The organism is Methanobacterium bryantii, from assembly GCF_002287175.1.
GTDB lineage: Archaea > Methanobacteriota > Methanobacteria > Methanobacteriales > Methanobacteriaceae > Methanobacterium_D > Methanobacterium_D bryantii.
In genome coordinates this window covers 195,017-214,745 of the sequence record NZ_LMVM01000037.1, presented here as the reverse complement: position 1 = coordinate 214,745, position 19,729 = coordinate 195,017, and the positions used below count along the sequence as shown (strand labels likewise).

Below are 19,729 nucleotides of genomic sequence, written 5' to 3'. Positions count from 1 at the left end.
AATTATCAGGATATAACAAATTATTAAAGTTACACATTCATAGCTGCATATCTCATATAAAATCGCGTTTAATCAAGTATTTTCATTATCTAGAGAATTTAATTTAAGACAGACATTTATTGTTTCACATTGTTAATTGGTAAAGTGAAATAGAAAGTCGATCCAACGTCTGGCTCTGATTCAACCCATATTCGTCCACCATGGCGTTCAACGATCCTTTTAACCACTGATAATCCAATACCAGTTCCTTTATACAGTTCCATTGTATGCAGTCTTTGAAATATTACAAAAATACGTTCCATATACTGTTCTTCAATTCCAATACCGTTATCCTCAATGGAAAACATGTATTCTTCTTTATTTTCACGTGCCGAAATATCAATTATAGGATAAATATCCTGTTTTCTAAATTTAATTGCATTCCCAAGCAGATTCTGGAAAACTCTTCTAAGCTGATCATAATCCCCCATTACAGTAGGAAGAGGACTATGATTAATCACAGCCCCATTTTCTTCAATTAAAGATCTTAAGTTTTCAATTACTTGACTTAAAACAGTACCCAAATTTACAGGTTGAAATCCACTTTGATCTGTTTTAACCTTAGAATATTCAAGAAGGCCCTCAATTTGCTTCTTCATTCTAAAAGATGCACCTATAACATAATCCATAAACTCATCTGCATCTTTATCAAATTTACCCTTATAACGACGTTCTAAAAGCTGAGTAAAGCTTGCAATAGTTCTAAGAGGTTCCTGAAGGTCATGAGAAGCCACATAAGCAAACTTTTCTAATTCTTCATTGGAACGCTTCAAATCTTTAACAAGTTTTTCAAGTTCTTCCTCATGCTGTTTGCGTTCAGTAATATCCCTTGAAATAGCAAGGGATACCTTTTTCCCTCTTAAGGTGAAAACGTGATTAACAACCTCAACAGGTATTCTTTTACCTTTTTTGGTTTTATGGACTATTTCAAATCTTACACAGTCATTTTCGATCAGTTTAGCTGCATTTTCTGGGATTTCCATTAACTTTTCAGGGGCAACTATATCTGCAGGAGTCATATCCATAAATTCTTCCCTTGTATAACCTAATCTTTGACTTGCAACATTATTTACCTCAATAAATCTACCTGGAATTCCTTTTTCATTCAATTCTACCAGAGTAATCATATCATCTGCCTTGTTAAATAATTCACGGAACTTTTCTTCACTCTCAACCAATGCCTTGTTGACCTCTTCAAGTTCTTCTGTTCTTTTTTCTACAATCTCTTCAAGATGAGTCCTATATTTCTCTAATTCTGCTTCATCTTTCTTAATTTCTGTTATGTCCATAAATGAGACTATACTCCTATTTCTTTCTGAAATAAGCCCAATAGTCATATAAACATCCATTATTTCTCCATTTTTATGTACTAAATGGGCCTCATATCTTCTTGGAGCAGCATCTGGGTTTATCCTTCTTAAACAGTGATATTTCATCATCATGCCAATATCTTCTGTAGCTATCATTTCAGTCCAGTTAGTACCTTCTATTTCTTTTTTTAGATAACCTGAAACTCTTTCAAATTCATCATTTACCATGGATATAGTCATATCTTCTTCAATTATCATGGTGGGATTTATTGTATTTTCAAAAATAGTCCTGTATTTTTCTTCACTTTCTTTTAAATCATGTTCTAATTTTTTTCTTTCACTAATATCATGGAAATAAACAGATGCACCGTCTTCAAAAGGGTGAATATGCATTTCAAACCATTTATTTGAAATAGGAGAATACGCCTCAAATTTTATATGTTTCTTTTCCTGTTGGGCCCTACGAAAATTATCCCAAATTGGCTTGTTTGGAGGAAATTCATTCCAAAAAACTTTTCCAATTAATTCTTCCTTTTTTTTATCAAATTCAATCTCTGCATTATGATTTAAATCTAGAATATGCCACTTGTTATCCATTTCAAAATAGGATTCCATTATATTTTCAAGAATTTGTTTAATTCTTCTTTTAGATTCTTTTTCAGTTGTTATATAATACCTGAATTCACTAACTAAAGTTTCATTAACTTCTTCAAGCTTTTCCACTTCTTTAAGTAAATCCTTTTCTTTAATTTCCACCACGCCATATTCTAATTTTATATTCATTAAACTGGATTTATTCATGCTAATCCATTTAGTCTTCAAGTTTAACCTGTAATAAAAAAATTACATTAATGCATGGGCGGGCGTTGATTTGCAATGCCTACCTTAGTTCCCCATTCCAAAAGTTCACGGCTGCAGTCTTCATGTTCAATCTGGCACTCTATTAATACAGAACCGCCTTTATGGGCCTTCGCCTTTTTAATTGCCTCAGCAAGTTCACCACCAGTACTGGCAGTTAATCCTAACCCATGACCATCATCAGCGTTCAATACTTCAATTAGTCCTGCATAATCCCAATTTTTGAAGTAATTGTATGGGCCCTCGTGGATTTCAGATTCAACAACGTAACCATGATTATTAACTACAAAAAGAATCACATTGTCAAGTTCATAGCGGATCATGTTAGCAACTTCCTGTGCAGTAAACTGAAATGAACCATCCCCAATTAAAGACAACACCTGTTGATCTGGTTCAACAGCTAAAGCATAACCAAATGTAGACGCAACTGACCACCCAATGGATCCCCACTGCATTTCAATCTCAAAGCTCGCATTTTCGGGTAGCTCCATGAACATTCCATTGAACCAGGAATCCCCACTTTCAACAAATAATGTCGTTTTTGGGCTGAGTAAATCTTGAATTTGCCTTATCATTTCCATACGTGTCAGAGGTTTCTTGGGATTAGCCGGTTTAATTGGTTTTTGATCACGGCGAGTTTTATTAAATTTCATCAATGAAAAATCATTCTTCTTAACCTGTTTAGCAATGGCATAAAGAAAATCATGTAAATTTAGTCCATTATGATCAGAATTAGGAGAACGTACTCTATTGGGCTCAATATTAATTGTTTTTCCATCAGGCGGCTGTGCAGTCCAGCCAACAGTGGAGTAATCTGTGTATACTGCACCTGCAGCAATAATCAAATCCGCCCAGTCTACAATCTCTTCGCAGCCCGGACTGCTTACTGAACCCCAGTAAATGCCAATGAATTGGGGGTGATTTTCAGGGAAAAAACTTTTTGCACTTGGTTGAACTGCAACAGCACAACCTAATGCTTCAGCTAGTTCTCTAAATGCATTGATTGCCCCATATGATCTTAAGTTTGGCCCTGCAAGAAGAATAGGCTTATTTGCATTATTTATTGCCTCAGCGGCAGAATTAACTGCTGCTTCAAGTACCTTTGGATCACTGGCAGGAGGTTTAAATAATGTTTCAAAAGGCGCTGGATCAAGGCACGGAGCATCTGCTATATTACATGGGATCTCGATATATCCAGGTAAACGGCGGCTTAGTGCGTTTAGTATGACCCTATCTATTAAATAAGGAGCATCCGCCTCATGAGTAATTTGTACTGCATCACATGTCACTTTACTGATCATTTCACACTGATAATTCAAATCTTGAATACCTAAACTATGATGAGGAATGTGACCTGCACTTGGATCATTTGTATTATAACTTCCGGAAACAAATATTACAGGTAAGCGCTCGGCATAAGCACCTGCAATACCATTAATAGCAGAAAATGCACCAACATTAAATGTAATAATTACTGCACCTGCACCCTTTGCCCTTGCGTATCCTTCAGCGGCATAAGCTGCATCCAACTCATTACAACAACCTACCTGTTCTAAATTCTTATTTTTTAGAAGCTCATCCAGCAGAACAAGATTGAAATCACCAGGAACAATAAAATTATGCTCAATTCCCATTTGTTCAAAACGTTTTGCAAGATAGCTTCCTACGGTATATCCCATTTTATAAACACCTTCCGAATTAATACATTTGATTATAAATATTGGTTTTTTAAATAATAATATTTTTATATTAAAAATTATTAAAATTAGACATAATAATTAAACTAGTTTTTAACTGTAAAAAATAGAATTATAACAGTATTTTTCTCCACACACCACATTATTCCAAAAAACGTAAAAACCGCACCATATAGCACGCCTTAAAATATTAATTAATGAGGACATTCAGTCCTTTTTTGAGGAATACACAAATAACACACCCCATGCCACCATTCATTTTTAATTAGGGGAGTATAACAGATTTAATTATAATAATTAAAAAATAATTAAATTAAGTTAAACTAAAGTATCTTCATCCTCCGTTAACAATGAACCCGTTGGAGTATTTGCAAACTGTGCTGCAAGATATGGATCAAGATCTTTAAGTTTTTCGTAGTATTCACGAGCAGTACCTAAATCCATTACACCCGAATAAGCAATACATAAACCAACATATGCTTTAGCTTCCTCTGGATCTTCTTCAATGCATCTTTTAAAAGATTCTATAGCAGGTTGAAAATCTTGATTTTCAACATATTCCTTACCTTTACCAAAATATTTTTCAATATCCGGATTCTTTTTATTATCTTCTTTAATTTTACCTAGCAGTTTATCTAACATTTCAACACTCCTCACAACAATCATTCATAATATGTTTTTATTACTAATTATTACTTATTAAAATTATCTCCCAATAACCTCTGTAAATTGCAAATTATTCAAAAACACCTAATTAATATTTTAATTAAAAATAAAGAGAATATAATGCTCTAATTTTAAAAATAAAAAAATTAGCTAATAATTTATCTAATGCGTTCCCATGTACCAGACATAGCGATTTTTTCTCCAAGTTCAATTATACTCTTCCATCTGTAAGTTGTAGGCCAATTACGGAATGAACTGACCAATCGAGTAAAAATTCTGAAACTAAGTGGTAGATTAGATGGTTTCCAACAGTCGTTGACGTCAATTTCAATATTTATTTTATCCCCATCCCTTAGTAAGTTATAAGAACCCCCAGTCATATTTTCTCCAGATATTCGATATTTCCAACGACCATTTTCGTTTTCTCCATCTTTTAGGTCAAGCAAATTTGGAAAACTTGGTATAAACTCTACTTCAGCTTTGTTAACTCTTTCTCCTGCACTTATTTTGTTAATTTTACTATCTTGATCAACACTTATCTTCATACCATCAATTTCAATTTCTCCGGGTAATTCCATGTTGAATACAAAAGGTTCGGATATTGGGGGGTTAAATGTACCTATTACTGGTTGTGCAGAATAGCGGGTTAATAAAACCCTTCGATTATTACGAGGAATCGGAAATGATTTTGGATTAAGAATTCTATCACCTATTTTAGCGAAAAATTCTGTTCCAGATCTATAAACAAAGTCAAATTCATGCATATTAACAAGGAATAAACGCAGAGGATTCTCTATGTTAGTTCCTACAGGGGCAAGTAACGACATTCTGGAGTTATTACTAGTATCTTCTTGAATTTTAAGCTCTACTTCACGACCTTGGGCATCGGTAAACACAAAATGAACGTCTACACCACGTTCTGTAACTTCAAAATGTGCTGGTTCAATAATTGTTTCTTCAAAGTCTCCAATTCCTGCACCAATTGTGATAGTACTTGGATCTACATGGACACCTGGTTCCCAGTATACATCTACTCTGTTATCTTTTCTATAACGCAGTATTCTCATTCCTTTTCCATTTATAGGATCATCAAAAATTTGAGGCTCTAACTCTGTAAATTCAGGATCATTTTTGAAGCTTGCTACTAAAAGGCCTTCCATTGGGTCAATTTCAACTTTAAGTGGAAATACTATTTTATTAACGCTTTGATTTGGAGTAAAATTTTCATCCACATTTTTTTTACTTTCAATTTGCATTTAATCATCTCTTTAAAAATACTACTTTAATGAATGTATCATCATGTCCATAGTGTACTCAATTAGTTCTTCATGAGTTAGATCATTATTTTTCATATGCATCTCAATTGTTGGGGGAAGATTGAACGCGTTTTGCATAGATGAAACTAAAACAAGATTTGATTTTACTGGATCTATATTATATCTAATGGATTTATCTTCTATACCTTCTTGAAGTGCTTTTTTAAACAATGAAAAACCTTCTATCCTGATTTTCTTTATTTCTTCAATTTTAGATGCATCATAATCAAGTGAAACCTTATATGAAGACCAGTTCACATCATAATAATCAGGGTATTCTTTATAAAACTTATAAAATGCATTCATAAGCATTTTGACCTTTTCAATACCTGTTTCACCTTTCTTATAATATTCCTTAAACATTCTGTTTAGAATTTCTGTACCCCTAAAAGATATTGCCAAATATATCTCTTTTTTATTTTTAAAATAGAGGTATAGCGTACTTCTAGCCAATTCAGCTTTTTCAGCTATATCAGCCATAGTGATGTTTTCATAGCCATTTTTAAAGAATAATTTCTCGGCTGTGTCGATTATATCCTTTCGACGCCTTTCTTTTTCTCTTTCTTTTCTATTTGATATTGTCACTTCATTCACACCATGATGACGTATTATCATTAATTGTCATTAAATATACATTTTCATAATAATGTTATATAATGACATTATATTATAAAATGTCCGAATTATTATTTAAAGGTTTTCATTTAATAAAAATAAAATAATTAAAAAAAATACTTGAATTATACAATAACTCACGTTGAATCAATATTTAATAAATAGTAGCAATGCGTAAAGGTGAAACTTTCAGGCTTGATTGTATTGGACAGAGTAAGATTTCAAATATTAAAAAATAAAAATAAGAAGCATTAGTATTTTAAGAGTTAACATTCTCCATATAATTAAGTATAGCTTCAAATTCTTCTTTATGAGCACTATAATCTTTAATGAGGTTTAAAAACTCAATAGCTTCTTCTCCTTCTATCACCCGAGCTACTTTAGACTCATTATCATCTTCAATAATGCTACCTCATTTGTATTCAAATAGTAATTCTCCTTCTTTAGGATCCTCATTTATATTTAATACACCCTTTTTATTACCGATTTTATTTTTTAATTCTTTTAACATGGTATTGGTCTCCTTCTTTAGGAGGATAAATAAGACCTTTTATTGTAAGATTTTCCCTATTAAGACTTTCAAGATGTTCAGCATAGTCTAAGAGATAACCGTTTATTTTTCTATAAAGAGATCAATTCCTTCTTCTTCCCTTTCAGCTTCTTCAATGAATTCGGAGGGTGTTTTGTTGATGAAATTACTATAATATTTTATTCAATATAGGTACCTTTTTATGCTGCTATCCCGTAAATCTCTTGATCTTAAGAAATCCTTAACGCATAAATCATTTTTTATGTCATCAAAATCCATATGCATATAAGCACTAATTATATACGGTATCATAAAAGTGTGCATTAAGGTGATATTATGATTGGAATAAGCGCTGATTTTGACCCAGTACATAACGGACACGCTAAACTCATAGAAAAAGGAAGAGACATTGCAGAGAAAACAGGAGATGAAGTTGTAATTTATTTAAATAAGGGTTACAGTGCTAATCATGCCCCATTTTTTGCAAGTTACGAAGCAAGACGTGAAATGGCACTTAAAGCTGGTGCTGATAGAGTCGTGCCCATTGAAGGGCTGCACCACAGGTTGACCCTCGCATACACCGTTCCAATCAGGATAGCAATGATGATTGAAGATGGTGTTGTGGACTACGTTGATGCAGCCAATGTTTCAACCAGTAAAATCCAGAAATACGCAGCATCATTTGCAAAACGAGGTATATTCAGCGGGATTCCACGGAGCCTCCCAAACCGTAACGTTATAAGATGGTTTGCAGTGAATGATTTCCTCTACAAAAAGTATAAACGAAAAATGAAGTTCCATATAATTCCTGAACTGCAGATGGACGGTAAAATATCAGGCAGGGAAATCAGGGCAAAGATAATTGAGAACAACTTCGAAATACCTGAAGATGTAAAAGAAGTCCTCCCTGACTCCACAGTAAAGATCCTTCAAAAAGAGATAAAAAAAGGAAATATTCCGGGAAAACGGGACATTGGAGCCATTACAAAACGGCTTAATAAATATTCAAGGGCAAAATTGCTTAATATAGCTAATATAAACGCTGACGCTGCAGAGGCCATCATTAAAGGCAGACAATACCGAAACGAAGATCAGATTTGGGCAGCACTAAGAATGGCAGGATACGGCCCAGTTCTCACAAGGCTTGCAATAAGTTCAGTTGAGCAGGATGTGACACGTGAAGAGGTATTTGATCTTATTAAACATTATGAAGCAGAAGGAATTATTCCTCCAGATCAGACTGTAGAAAGCGTAATTGAAAGGGCATGGTTTGTATCGTCTAATGTTGAAAAAGGAGTTAAATCCTCCGATGCCCATGAAATGTTTAGAAAAGGGAAAAGAGGTGTAAAACCCCAATACACTATTGATGCAGGGCTTCACCTTAGAAGTTTTGAGGTTGAAGATTTAAAAGAAGGGATTGAGGCTTCTTTATTTGTTGATAAAAGGGAAAAATTAGCCTGCCAGATACGTACAGAAAACCGTAAAATAAAAAGTCCCCTGAAGTTGCCTGCCCAATCTGCAACATACCTGAGGCTTCTTATTGATTCTCATTTTATTCCATTAAGCGCAAAGTTAGTGCATAAAAAAGAAGGTTGGCGGGTCAGGATATTTATTGGAAAATGAAAATATTTTAATTGTAATTTAATTTTCCAGAAGCCAGTTAAAGAACTTCTGTACCTCATCAACTCCATTAACATAAAAAGATGCATTTTCTTTAACAAATTCAGGGACTTCCTCCGAAACTACGACTATTCCTGCACCATTGACTTTACCATTTTCTTTGAGTTCATTTAGTTTGTTAAATGCATCAACATCAGTTACATCATCGCCTAAGTAAATGATCTTTTCAACATCATTTTCAAAAATGAGTTTTTCAAGTATGGTTCCTTTGTCATGACCAATTTTAGGCCTTATTTCCACAACTTTACGTCCTTCTGTAACTTTAAACCTTTCCAGTCCTTCCAGTCCATTAATGACATCTAAAATTTTTCTGTGCGTTCCTTGAGGGTCTTCACATTTCCGGTAATGGACTGTAAAACAAAGCCCCTTTTCCTGGAATAGAATATTTTTGATATTACATAGTTCTTCTTCAGCCTGGATATTTTGAGCAATTTTCTGTATGAGAGGCAAATATTCCTCTACTTCGCCTTCAATATGAATTTCATCATCCTTTAAATATTCAAGCCCATGGCTCCCGATATAAAGCAACCCACCTACTTCAAGCATCTCTTTAGCGTTTTTAACGTTTCTTCCAGTTATAATGCCAACTAACTGGAACTTATCTACAAGTTTTTCAAGTGTAGCCCTCATGATCTGAGTTATAGTGGCTTCATATGGATCTAAAACTATTTTACTTATAGTACCATCTATATCTGTTATAATTGCTGTTTTTTCATCTTCCCGGAAGTCTTCAAATTCATTTAAGTAATCAAAAAGGTATTTCGGCAAGTTTTTCCTCCATCAAACATAATCATATTGCATCCCCCATATAGTATTATTATTTGATTAAAAATTATTTACAATTTTTCTTTTTAAAAACAGACCATCCCCAAAGATTAAACTAATTTGAAAATTATCTATATAAATACTGATAATTAAAAAAATAAATAATATAAAACACTTTTATCTATCAAATTAAATCAAATACACACATATTATATAAAAATAAACAATATTACGCAGGACAACATAAATATAATAATTTAAAGATTATCCAGTGCAATTTTGGCAGCGTTTTGCTGGGCTTCTTTTTTACTTCCACCGGTACCTGTTCCATAGTTCTTACCGTTGATAACTGCAGCCATACCAAATGTCTTATCATGAGGTTCCCCTTCCTCCAGTATTAACTCATAAACCACATCGACACCACTTTGATCACATAACTGCTTTAATTTAGATTTATAATCACAAAAAAAGATGTCCTTATTTTCTATATGCGGCATAACTGTTTTGGAGAGGAATTCCCTCACAGTACCCAGGCCTAAATCAAGATATAAAGCCCCTATAAATGATTCAAATACATCGCTGATAATTGAATCAACTTCACGACGGGTTAATTCTTGACCAGCCCCTAATTTTATGTACTGATCCAGGCCCAGTTCCATAGAATAAACATGAAGTGCTTTTTTACATACATAATTTGAACGTAAACTGGTTAATTCACCTTCAGTTAAATTAGAATCCATATTGTATAAAAATTCAGAAACCGCTATCTCAAGAACAGCATCACCTAAAAATTCTAACCTTTCATAACATTCATCGATGCCGTTTTCATTTGAATAAGACTCATGAAGAAAAGCCAGCTCATAAAGGCTGGTGTTAACAGGTTCAATTGAAAATGTTTCTAGTAATTGCATATTATCTTAATTAATATTAAGACATGATAAAATTTTAGTTATCCACTTTTATAGAAAAAACGTAGAATTTATCACGATAACAATTATTAAAAGTTTTAATATGTTTATTTATGATTAAAACCTTTAAATTTAGTATATTGCATTTTTGATATTTTAAATCAGCTTTCATATTATATATTAGAATCCGCATCCCTGTATTGAGTAACTGGGCACTTCCAGTCTTTACAAAATATCATAACAAGCTCATCTTTATCTGTAGTTATAAAAAGTTTCCAGCAGTCGTGATTATATGGCTTAAATTTAATTTCAACAATTTTTTTACCTATAAGCTTTTCTAAAGCATTCTGACATTCCTCTACTTGTTCATCTACAACCATAAAAACCCTCTTGAAAACTCATGATAGCATTTTAAGCAATACATTATATAAAAAGCAATTCTTTTTGTTATTTATATTTAAACAAATTAATAAATTTTTTCAATGTATATTCCACATTACTGGCTGATTCAAAATTAATAAAGCCTAATCTTATTTTAAAAGATAGCACAAAATGCATGGGTTACTTTATCAAATTTAAATAATAAAAAGTAAAAAATAAGGATTTTTAAATTAAATAATGAAAAAATTAATTATATAGATGTGTAATTTTCCGCCCCGATATCCAAAAGCAACTGTCCTATCTGTATTCTTCCAGTATTTTTTTATAAAGATCAATAATTTCATTTATAGCTGAAGACATGAAATTATCTGAAATTCCATCTACTTCGGCATTTAACTTATCCAGAATTTCATTTGCCTGATCCAAAGATTCATCTGATGGTTTTCCAGTATTTTTAATATCACTCTCTATTTCTTTTAAGTTACTTTCACTCTCCATTATCACATTTCCAATATTTTCCATTTAATCACCCTTACCTATAATTTAGTATTACTCACGTTTATATTTAGTCATAATAGTGCAACAGGTATGTAAATACATACAGCTTTAAAATAAAAAGTACTGACAATTCAAAAATAGTAATAAAAAAAAAAAAAAAAATTAATAAAGTTTTTATACATTCAAAAAATGAATGCTTGAAGAATATATAGAAAAATAAATATACATAAATCAACAATTCTGAATTAGTTCAATCCTAATTCGTATATTGGGCTCTTTAAAATTTAAAATTGAGATAGGGGATAATATGAATTTATCAAATGAAATCTCAGGAAATGCTTTGATGCTGGAAACTATTTTTGACCATACACATTTTATGATAGCTTATCTAGACAAGGACTTTAATTTTATTGGAGTAAATAAAGCATATGCTGAACGCAGCAATAAAACTCCCGATTTTTTTGTGGGAAAAAACCATTTTGACCTGTACCCACATAAAGGGAACGAAAAAATATTTAAAAACGTAGTTAAGAGTGGTAAGCCATATTTTGCATATTCCATGCCGCTTGAACATCCAGAATTAGGAATAACTTATTGGGACTGGGTAATTAAACCAGTTAAAGATGACAATGAGGTAACGGGAATATTACTTAGTTTAACAGATGTCACGGATTATAAACGAAATGAGGATACAATTAGTGAAAATCAACGAGATTTCCTGGATAAACTGGTAGAAAATCGTGCGCAGGATTTATTATCTAAACAAAACGAACCCGAAAATTCTATCTTAGAAATTGAAGACCTTAATCAACAAATTAATGAACTCAAAAAAACCAACCAGGAATTTAAAGAAATTATTTCAAAATATGAAATTTCTGAAAGTGAGGAATCTGTTGGAAAACAGGTTAATGAAATCCTGGAGAAGCAAGTAGCAGCAGAAGAGTTGTTAAATATCAAAAATTTGGAAGCTAAAAAGAAGGATCAAAAAATTGCTGAGCTTGAAAAAACCAATGATAAGTTCAAAGAGATTATTTCAAAATATGAAGACTCTAAGATAGAAAATGAGAAATTTATTAAGAATTTAATTGAAACTCACGCTAAAGAGCTGGAAACTACTGAAAATGAAAATATATCACATCTCAATGAGGAAATCATCGATAATGTCAGTGATGCAGTAATTAGGGTTGATGGTAAATTACGCGTAAAAATGTGGAATGACGCCGCCCAAAACATATACGGCTGGAAAGAAGACGAAGTAATTGGAAAAGTTGTTTATAATGTATTTAAATCCAAAGAAAGTCCTATAGAACGGCTAAAAGTTTTAGAGTACTTGAGAACTAATGAATATTTAAATTCTGAGTTTATCCATTACAGTAAAGAAGGCAGCCCTATCCATATAAAGAGCATAATTATAGCTAAACGCGATAATAACAGCCCATCCATAGAATATATACTCATAAATCGCGATATTAGTGAACTCAAAAACTCTGCAGAACTAGTAGCTATCTCAAATTCAGAAATTGAAAACTTAAATCAAAAAGTTATTGAACTTGAAAAATCCAATGATGAGTTCAAGGAAATCCTTTTAAAGTATGAGAATTCTGAAAAATTATTTGAAAAACGCGTTAAAGAAGTTCTAAGGAAACAAAAAGAAGCCAAAGAATTATTAGGCGCTAAAAAATTGAGAGTTGAAGAATTAAATCAAAAGATAATCAACTTAGAAAATACCAATGAAGAATTCAGCATATATATCTCAAAATTAAAGGATTCTGTAGAATCTCAAAAGGATATTTATGAAAAACAGTTGAAAAAACTTACCGCTGATTTAAACCGTTCAAATGAAGAGCTTCAACAGTTTGCATATGTAACGTCACATGATTTACAGGAACCGCTTAGAACCATTGCAAGTTTCACACAGCTTTTAGCAAAACGATATAAAAACAAAATCGACGAAGATTCTGATGAATTCATGGAGTACATCGTTGACGCCTCAACCAGAATGCAGGAAATGATTAAGGATTTACTGCAGTATTCAAGAGTAGTATCAAGAGGAAAAGTGTTTAAGCCAACAAACACTGAAGAAATCATCGATTATACTACTTCCAGTTTAAAAACCTTAATTGAAGATAATGATGCAGAAATAACCTATGATAAACTTCCAAAGGTAAATGCAGATTCAGGTCAGCTTTTACGGTTATTCCAGAACCTGGTTGAAAATAGCATTAAATTTAGACAGTTTGCAGTTCAGCCCAAAATCCACATCTCATGTAAGGAACATGGAAATGAATATGTATTCTCTGTTGCTGATAATGGTATTGGAATTGAAGAAGAGCATTTTGACCGTATTTTCACCATATTCCAGAGATTACATACAAAAGAAGAATATGAAGGGAGTGGAATTGGATTACCTGTGGCCAAAAGGATCGTTGAACGCCATGGTGGACAAATATGGGTTGAATCAGAACCCTATGTTGGATCGACTTTTTACTTTACTATTCCCTATTAATTTCTAATTTTTTCGGTTTTTATTATCTATAATTTCAAAAATTTCTTTATAATCCTCAGGCCGCTTGTAAATACCGCTAATTTCAGCACAAAGCTGTTTAAAAAATTCACCTGCTGCTTTACTCATTTTAGCATCACTGTTTTTTGAAATTAACTCAATAACTTCTTCCATCTCCTCAGCCCTTCGCCTTGAGTGTACTGCACTGCTTATTATACGGGATACTGCAGACTCCATGAAGCCTTCACCTTCAGTTTCTGCAATGTATTTTAATGTTTCTTCATCAATTCCCATCTTATAAGCAGAATAAAGCGTTTCAAAAAGTAATGCAGAAATTCCTTTAGTAAATGAGCTTCTAAATAGTTTAATAGCAGAAGCCCGCCCTATTTCACTACCTATAACAGATATATTCATCCCATATTGGTTTAATTCTGCAAATTGTTTTGAAAATGGTCCCGATACAAGTATATGGGCATTCAACCCATTTTTTCGTACACTGCCTATTATTGAAGCATCTGCTGTTTTTCCATTTTCAATGTGTGACAACGCTTCTTCAGCAGTTGAAGGCGAAATATTATTTATATCGATATAAATCCCTTTAACATATTTTCCAACTTTTTTAGATACTTCAACTGCTTGAAAGGGAGTAACTGCCGAAATTAAAACGTCACAAGATTCAGCAAGTTCTCGATTTGATTTACATAAGTTCAATGCAGTTTCTTCGGCTATTTCCTTTGTTTTTAAACTCCTGCCTTCAACACATGTAAAGACATCGACACCATTACTTAAAAGTCCTGCTGCCAGAGTCGAAGCAACTTCTCCAAACCCTAAAAATCCTATTTTCATCAAATCACCCACTACAGTATCTTGATAATTTTACAATTAAAGTTCCAAAACAACGTTGTCCCCTACGTTAGCACCAACGCTCTTTGCAACAGCATTACATTTAACGTTGAACAGACAGAATACTGGTTTATCCCCTAATTCCATTTCAGTTATACCTTCATAATTTCCAAGTCCTTTGCTGATTACAAGATCTGCTTCTTCAAAAATTTTTTTGAATTCTTCAGATATATCTGCATATAAAATACCTATTGAGTCCGTACCTGTTGATACAAGTTTTGCAACTTCATCAAGCCCAATTTGAACTGCATCTTCAATACATGCATCGTTAAGTATAGGTTTTTCTTTAAGAGCAACTGTAACATCTACATTGTAATCTTTAAGCTTTTCTATAAGCAATTTATCAAAGACTATTTCTCCACTGTTATCTGCCAGGTAAAGGACATTTTTTGCAGATTTGAGTTCATTTTCAAGCTCATCAATTTGATTTAATGCAATTTCTTTTTCCATATTCTTGCAGATAGCTTTTTCAACATCAAAGTTGACCCCAAGTGCCCCAAAATCTATTAAATTACCGGTAATAGCAGCTTTTATATATGTTTCAAGCCCATTTCTCCCAATTAATATTTTCTTAATTTTTGGGAGGAATTTTAATGCTATCTCATTCCCTTTCCGCTTCTCTAAAAGATATGGGTCTTCATTTTCAGTTCTATCTTTAATAATTCGGTGTATCCTAGTTCCAACAACGTTAGAAACCGCTCCCTTATGAAAATCATTATACACAACTCCTACCAGTTCTTCCATGATCTCCATTTTAAGTGATTGATTATCTGTTGCAAGATCCAGTGCTTCTTTGGCCTGTCTTAAAAAACAGGGCGCACATTCATAGTAAACTTTCATTTAAATTCCTCTTATTATTTTTTAATAAATATTAACATATATATTCTGTAATTAACTTAAAATACTGAATTTTTAATTTATGAGTTCTATTAAAATGTTCGGGGTGCAGGTGTCAGGCAGAGAATGAAAATAGCAATTGTCAATACTGCAATTATCTTTCTATTTCTGCTGAGTTTAGAAACATTATCTAATGCACCAGGATGTGTTTTTGCCATAAATAAAATAAATACTGCCATTAATAATGCCATTGCATACCATCCGAGGAATACTGTTACGACTATGCCTGCTATAGATACATAATGATGAATTTTCGCATTGAAAATGGACCTTGAAATGTGACCCCCATCTAAAACTGCAACTGGCATTAAATTGAGCATAGTAATGATTGTCCCTACCCATGCAGCAAAAGCTACTGGACTTAATATTACACCATACCCGTTAGGTACAGCAGGAAATGCAAGGGCCATTGGGACATATATAAGAAGAGATGGAAACATCTGCATGGTTGTACTACTCATAGGGGCCAGATATGATAATAAAATACCAATTACAAGCACTGGAATTGTTACAATGAATCCTGCAATAGGCCCACTGACTCCAAGGTCAAAAAGGGCATTTTTATCTGGTATCGCAGATTTTACATTTATGGCTGCTCCAAAAGTACCTATTGGAGGTATACCTGGTATAAAATAAGGTAATGTAGCCTTCACACCATGTTTTCTTGCTGCAAAGAAGTGTGCAGTTTCATGTGATCCAATTATGGCCAATAATGCTATTGAAAAAGTTATTCCTTCCCAAATGTTCCCTCCAAGCATATATCCTGCAGATACAGTAGTAACAATTGTTACTAAAAAAAGGAAAATATTGAGATGAACCTTTGATTCAGCAGATTCAGGCTTATTAACTATATTTATTTTATAATTCTCCCCATATTCATCAATAAAAGGTAGGTATCCTATTTTATCAAGATCTTCTACCAGCCGGAGAAATTTCTCTCTGCTGTAATCATCAACTAAAAAATAAAATGATTTTGGCTCTCTATAAACACTTTTTACAGTGAAATGATTTGAAACGCAGTTTTCAATGGCATCAGTTGTTTCCACATATTCACATCCAAGTTAGGATCAAACTTTGTTATCTATATACTGGTTTTTATTATTTATACATTCTATAAAATTTAAATTATGGGAGAAGAAACATTGAATTCAACTTAGTACGCCCTAAAACCATGAGAAATATTATCCCCCATATATAACACGTATAACTTCAATTACATCCCCATCTACAAGGAATTCTTCTTCTATCACAATTTCATTGTTCCTTTTAACAACAACTGCCTCAGAAGAGATATCCATTGCATCAAGTACTTCCTTAATGGTTGTTTCTTCCGGAATTGCTCTGTTTTCTTCCTTTTTTCCAAAGATCACCTTTACTTCCATGTTACTGTTCTCCATTTAATGATTTGGCAAACAAGCACGCCCTGCACAATTCATGGGATGCTGGCTCGCCGCATTGTATACAATTTCCCATATTTACTTTTTTGCCTGAAAATTCTTTTTTTATGGCAGGTTTTATCTTATCAAAGCCTTTAAGGGTTGAATACATTATAGTAGGGTGATTGGCAGATAGTTCTTTTACAAATCTTCCAACTTCTCCCCTGAATGATTCCCTTGAATAAGGGCACTCATCAAAATGAACATCCAGCTCACGGGCAATTACATATAATGCCACTTCTTTTTCTGGAATTTCCCTAATTGGTTTTATCTTGATGGTGAATTTATCATTTTTAGGTTCTGATTTTACCCCAATTCTTGTGAGGTTATCTATGTTACCTTCAAGATAATTCATCAGTATTGCTTCAGTTTCATCATCTAAATTATGGCCTGTTGCAATTTTAGTGGCATTTTCTTCCCTTGCCACCCTGTTAATGATCCACCTTCTAAATACGCCGCAATAGGTACATGCACCGTGCTGCCTTGACTCATTATGCATAATTTCATCGAGTGTTTTTCCAAAGTAATCCTTAAATGATGCTATCCTATGATCTATACCCAATTTTTTGGCATTTTTCGCTGCAATTTCCACCCCATGTTTTCGGTATCCTCCTATACCTTCATCAATGGTTATGGCGAAAAGATCTATTATATTTCTTTCATGGAGTGAATTAACGATATCAAGAACCATTACACTATCTTTTCCGCCAGATAAAGCAACTGCAACTTTATCTCCACGTTCTATGAGCTTATTTCTGCGAATATTTTTTAAAACTTTTTCAGTTGCTGATTCAATGAAGCAGTCTTTACACAGCATTTGCCCCGAGGCTTTTCTATGTATTATTACAGGCGTCGCGCCGCATTTAGTACATGTTTTCATGATTATAACCTAAAATTAACTTGTAATGTACATCTTGAATTATTGCTTTAAATAATTGCAAATTAAATTAATAATCTAAATTTTTAAATAATGGAAAATCCTGAATATAATTTTTATTAAGTTTGGCTGCTATTTCTGCCTTTTGAAGCTCGGCACCAAGGTATGTTGCGTGTTCAATTCTTGAAACAAGTTCCTGCTTAATTATTTCATCATATACACTTTTTGCAGTCTCACCTTTAATGACCATATCCGGCTTCAAATGAATATAGTGCACCGCCTTTATAAAACCATTTTCGGCTATTATTTTAAAGCTCCCTTTAGGGTCCTGAGTGAATTTATAGTTTTCTGCACCTTCCAATACAGGTGCATCAACTTCTTCAATTAATGTTTCTCCCCTATGTTTATCCTTTAAAATTATAAGGTTTATACCCAGATCTTTTGCTGTAGAACCCCTGTGTTTTGAGAGAAACATCATTTTTGACGAAACTGAAAGTTCATGGACACTTCCAAGTGTTTTACCGCTTTCTTCAGGTGTAAATAAAATACTCGCCCCAAGTTCCATTGCAATTCCAGATAACAGAGCATTTACCCCAACAGAATCTGTATCCAGGAGCTCAGTGACATTTCCGACTCCAAAGAATAAAGGCGCTTTGTTTCGTGCTTTGAAATCATGGCACGCTATTATTGACTCAACTATGCTCTTACTGTTAATAGGGTCCAGAATTAAATCAGCTATCACGTCGATTTTTCTACATTTTTTTACGAGACTTTCCAGTGAGTTAACACGTTCTTCCACAGTATGAGGTACCCAGTTCTTTCCGAAATCTGTTGGCAGTATAACTGCAGGAATCTGTTTTTCTTCCATCAAAGGCAGTACTCCCTCACAATTGCCGTGATCAAGGCTTAAAACCATATCAACCCCTGATTCAATCCCTGCTTTAATTTCTACAGGATTCAAAGTATCAACACTTATAGGGATGCCATTTAGATTTTCTTTCAATAATTTTACCATTTCTGGAATTTTATCGGCCTTATTTTCACCGGCAATCATTCCAATATCTATCATCTGAGCCCCGTTTTCTACAAAATATTTTGCCCGCTTCAGGAGTTCATCTTTACTGAGTAAAGGTGCATTTGCAATTTCAGCCAGTACCCTCATTGGAAAGTCTTCACCCACAGGCAGGTTACCTACAAGGATATTTTCAGGCTTTTTAAGAAGTTTTTTAGTGTTTTTTTCATCCTTCTCAAAGTCATCTATAAACTTCAAGGCCCGCTTCTTCAGTTCTTCTTCAATTAATTTATCTGCAGGTATCTGAGATGAAAGTTCCAGTTCATCCACCATTTCAAGGATTACATTTAAATCTGCAGCGTCTTTTGGGCCTTTATAGGTTGGAATTCCAGTTTCTTCACATATAACATTTACATCTTTACGTATAAGTCCAGGAGTTATAATTACATCATAAGACTGAACATCAACGTTTTCCAGGTTGTTCAGTTCTTTCAATATTTTCCGAGGAGTTAAAAATGCTGCAATTGGTGTATCTACTACATGAGTATACACTTCTTGCTTAGATTTGCTTGAAATATCCTTAACCAGCTTACCTGCAAGTTTACCTGTTACTATTAAGATTTTCATGTTACCACTTACAAATTAATTGAGAAGTATCGATAATCGCTCACGACCCAAATACACTTTAAATTTTATAAATCATTGATTAACTGGTTTAAATCTCGTTTAAAATTAACTCGAGATACCCTTAAGGCAATGCCAAATGTCCTGGTCATGAGCTAACTGTTAATTAAATTCAATAAGTAGTTTATAATTATTAGATTTAACTCTTAAAGATA

The 19,729-nt window shown here is 33.2% G+C and carries 17 protein-coding genes; 2 read left to right on the top strand and 15 right to left on the bottom strand.

Annotated elements, in window-relative coordinates; all coding sequences use genetic code 11:
• Positions 1-116: 116 nt before the first annotated feature.
• From ASJ80_RS13055 to ASJ80_RS13035, 5 genes are all read right to left on the bottom strand, one after another.
• On the bottom strand, positions 117-2,132 hold the full coding sequence (locus ASJ80_RS13055; RefSeq protein ID WP_176720164.1) for a PAS domain-containing sensor histidine kinase: 2,016 nt from the start codon (positions 2,130-2,132) through the stop codon (positions 117-119).
• A 65-nt stretch (positions 2,133-2,197) separates the two neighbouring features.
• Entirely contained in the window at positions 2,198-3,886 is a 1,689-nt protein-coding gene (locus ASJ80_RS13050) for an alpha-keto acid decarboxylase family protein (RefSeq protein WP_069581815.1), read from the bottom strand.
• A gap of 336 nt (positions 3,887-4,222) precedes the next feature.
• The gene (locus ASJ80_RS13045) at positions 4,223-4,546 is read right to left on the bottom strand and encodes a tetratricopeptide repeat protein (RefSeq protein ID WP_069581813.1); all 324 of its coding nucleotides are present in this window, start codon (positions 4,544-4,546) and stop codon (positions 4,223-4,225) included.
• A gap of 182 nt (positions 4,547-4,728) precedes the next feature.
• On the bottom strand, positions 4,729-5,826 hold the full coding sequence (locus tag ASJ80_RS13040; RefSeq protein WP_069581811.1) for a hypothetical protein: 1,098 nt from the start codon (positions 5,824-5,826) through the stop codon (positions 4,729-4,731).
• Between the two features lie 21 nt (positions 5,827-5,847).
• Positions 5,848-6,471 carry a TetR/AcrR family transcriptional regulator gene (locus ASJ80_RS13035; RefSeq protein ID WP_069581810.1) on the bottom strand — a complete coding sequence of 208 codons (624 nt, stop codon included), beginning with the start codon at positions 6,469-6,471 and terminating at the stop codon, positions 5,848-5,850.
• Positions 6,472-7,366: 895 nt separating this feature from the next.
• Here ASJ80_RS13035 and ASJ80_RS13030 point away from each other — a divergent pair.
• A complete protein-coding gene (locus ASJ80_RS13030; protein WP_069581807.1) occupies positions 7,367-8,653 on the top strand; it encodes a nucleotidyl transferase family protein in 1,287 nt (428 codons plus the stop codon).
• Between the two features lie 18 nt (positions 8,654-8,671).
• Here ASJ80_RS13030 and otsB read toward each other — a convergent pair whose 3' ends face one another.
• The 4 genes from otsB to ASJ80_RS13010 all read right to left on the bottom strand — a co-directional run bounded on the left by otsB (position 8,672) and on the right by ASJ80_RS13010 (position 11,286).
• The gene (otsB, locus tag ASJ80_RS13025) at positions 8,672-9,478 is read right to left on the bottom strand and encodes a trehalose-phosphatase (protein ID WP_069581805.1); all 807 of its coding nucleotides are present in this window, start codon (positions 9,476-9,478) and stop codon (positions 8,672-8,674) included.
• 254 nt (positions 9,479-9,732) lie between these two features.
• A complete protein-coding gene (gene rnc / locus ASJ80_RS13020) occupies positions 9,733-10,386 on the bottom strand; it encodes a ribonuclease III (protein WP_069581802.1) in 654 nt (217 codons plus the stop codon).
• Positions 10,387-10,556: 170 nt separating this feature from the next.
• On the bottom strand, positions 10,557-10,763 hold the full coding sequence (locus ASJ80_RS13015; RefSeq protein ID WP_069581800.1) for a hypothetical protein: 207 nt from the start codon (positions 10,761-10,763) through the stop codon (positions 10,557-10,559).
• A gap of 298 nt (positions 10,764-11,061) precedes the next feature.
• Positions 11,062-11,286, bottom strand: a complete 225-nt coding sequence (locus tag ASJ80_RS13010) for a hypothetical protein (protein WP_069581798.1) — start codon at positions 11,284-11,286, stop codon at positions 11,062-11,064.
• 283 nt (positions 11,287-11,569) lie between these two features.
• Here ASJ80_RS13010 and ASJ80_RS13005 point away from each other — a divergent pair, with 283 nt between their 5' ends.
• On the top strand, positions 11,570-13,768 hold the full coding sequence (locus tag ASJ80_RS13005) for a PAS domain-containing sensor histidine kinase (protein ID WP_069581796.1): 2,199 nt from the start codon (positions 11,570-11,572) through the stop codon (positions 13,766-13,768).
• Between the two features lie 3 nt (positions 13,769-13,771).
• Here ASJ80_RS13005 and ASJ80_RS13000 read toward each other — a convergent pair whose 3' ends face one another.
• The 6 genes from ASJ80_RS13000 to ASJ80_RS12975 all read right to left on the bottom strand — a co-directional run bounded on the left by ASJ80_RS13000 (position 13,772) and on the right by ASJ80_RS12975 (position 19,517).
• Entirely contained in the window at positions 13,772-14,611 is an 840-nt protein-coding gene (locus tag ASJ80_RS13000; RefSeq protein WP_069581793.1) for a DUF1932 domain-containing protein, read from the bottom strand.
• A gap of 36 nt (positions 14,612-14,647) precedes the next feature.
• Positions 14,648-15,508, bottom strand: coding sequence for a damage-control phosphatase ARMT1 family protein (locus tag ASJ80_RS12995; RefSeq protein ID WP_069581790.1), 861 nt, complete (start codon positions 15,506-15,508; stop codon positions 14,648-14,650).
• 89 nt (positions 15,509-15,597) lie between these two features.
• Positions 15,598-16,611: a site-2 protease family protein gene (locus ASJ80_RS12990; RefSeq protein WP_069581788.1), complete on the bottom strand. Its 1,014-nt coding sequence runs from the start codon at positions 16,609-16,611 to the stop codon at positions 15,598-15,600.
• 135 nt (positions 16,612-16,746) lie between these two features.
• A complete protein-coding gene (thiS, locus tag ASJ80_RS12985) occupies positions 16,747-16,947 on the bottom strand; it encodes a sulfur carrier protein ThiS (RefSeq protein WP_069581785.1) in 201 nt (66 codons plus the stop codon).
• A 1-nt stretch (position 16,948) separates the two neighbouring features.
• On the bottom strand, positions 16,949-17,881 hold the full coding sequence (locus tag ASJ80_RS12980; protein WP_069581783.1) for a TIGR00269 family protein: 933 nt from the start codon (positions 17,879-17,881) through the stop codon (positions 16,949-16,951).
• 67 nt (positions 17,882-17,948) lie between these two features.
• On the bottom strand, positions 17,949-19,517 hold the full coding sequence (locus tag ASJ80_RS12975) for a dihydropteroate synthase-like protein (protein ID WP_069581781.1): 1,569 nt from the start codon (positions 19,515-19,517) through the stop codon (positions 17,949-17,951).
• Between the last annotated feature and the right edge of the window lie 212 nt (positions 19,518-19,729).

Coding starts and splice junctions, on each gene's coding strand:
- ASJ80_RS13040 (WP_069581811.1), bottom strand. CDS start 5,826: ATGCAAATTGAAAGTAAAAAAAATGTGGATGAAAATTTTACTCCAAAT.
- ASJ80_RS13000 (WP_069581793.1), bottom strand. CDS start 14,611: ATGAAAATAGGATTTTTAGGGTTTGGAGAAGTTGCTTCGACTCTGGCA.
- ASJ80_RS13045 (WP_069581813.1), bottom strand. CDS start 4,546: ATGTTAGATAAACTGCTAGGTAAAATTAAAGAAGATAATAAAAAGAAT.
- ASJ80_RS13015 (WP_069581800.1), bottom strand. CDS start 10,763: ATGGTTGTAGATGAACAAGTAGAGGAATGTCAGAATGCTTTAGAAAAG.
- ASJ80_RS12980 (WP_069581783.1), bottom strand. CDS start 17,881: ATGAAAACATGTACTAAATGCGGCGCGACGCCTGTAATAATACATAGA.
- thiS (WP_069581785.1), bottom strand. CDS start 16,947: ATGGAAGTAAAGGTGATCTTTGGAAAAAAGGAAGAAAACAGAGCAATT.
- ASJ80_RS12975 (WP_069581781.1), bottom strand. CDS start 19,517: ATGAAAATCTTAATAGTAACAGGTAAACTTGCAGGTAAGCTGGTTAAG.
- ASJ80_RS13030 (WP_069581807.1), top strand. CDS start 7,367: ATGATTGGAATAAGCGCTGATTTTGACCCAGTACATAACGGACACGCT.
- ASJ80_RS12995 (WP_069581790.1), bottom strand. CDS start 15,508: ATGAAAGTTTACTATGAATGTGCGCCCTGTTTTTTAAGACAGGCCAAA.
- ASJ80_RS13005 (WP_069581796.1), top strand. CDS start 11,570: ATGAATTTATCAAATGAAATCTCAGGAAATGCTTTGATGCTGGAAACT.
- ASJ80_RS13010 (WP_069581798.1), bottom strand. CDS start 11,286: ATGGAAAATATTGGAAATGTGATAATGGAGAGTGAAAGTAACTTAAAA.
- rnc (WP_069581802.1), bottom strand. CDS start 10,386: ATGCAATTACTAGAAACATTTTCAATTGAACCTGTTAACACCAGCCTT.
- ASJ80_RS13050 (WP_069581815.1), bottom strand. CDS start 3,886: ATGGGATATACCGTAGGAAGCTATCTTGCAAAACGTTTTGAACAAATG.
- ASJ80_RS13055 (WP_176720164.1), bottom strand. CDS start 2,132: ATGAATATAAAATTAGAATATGGCGTGGTGGAAATTAAAGAAAAGGAT.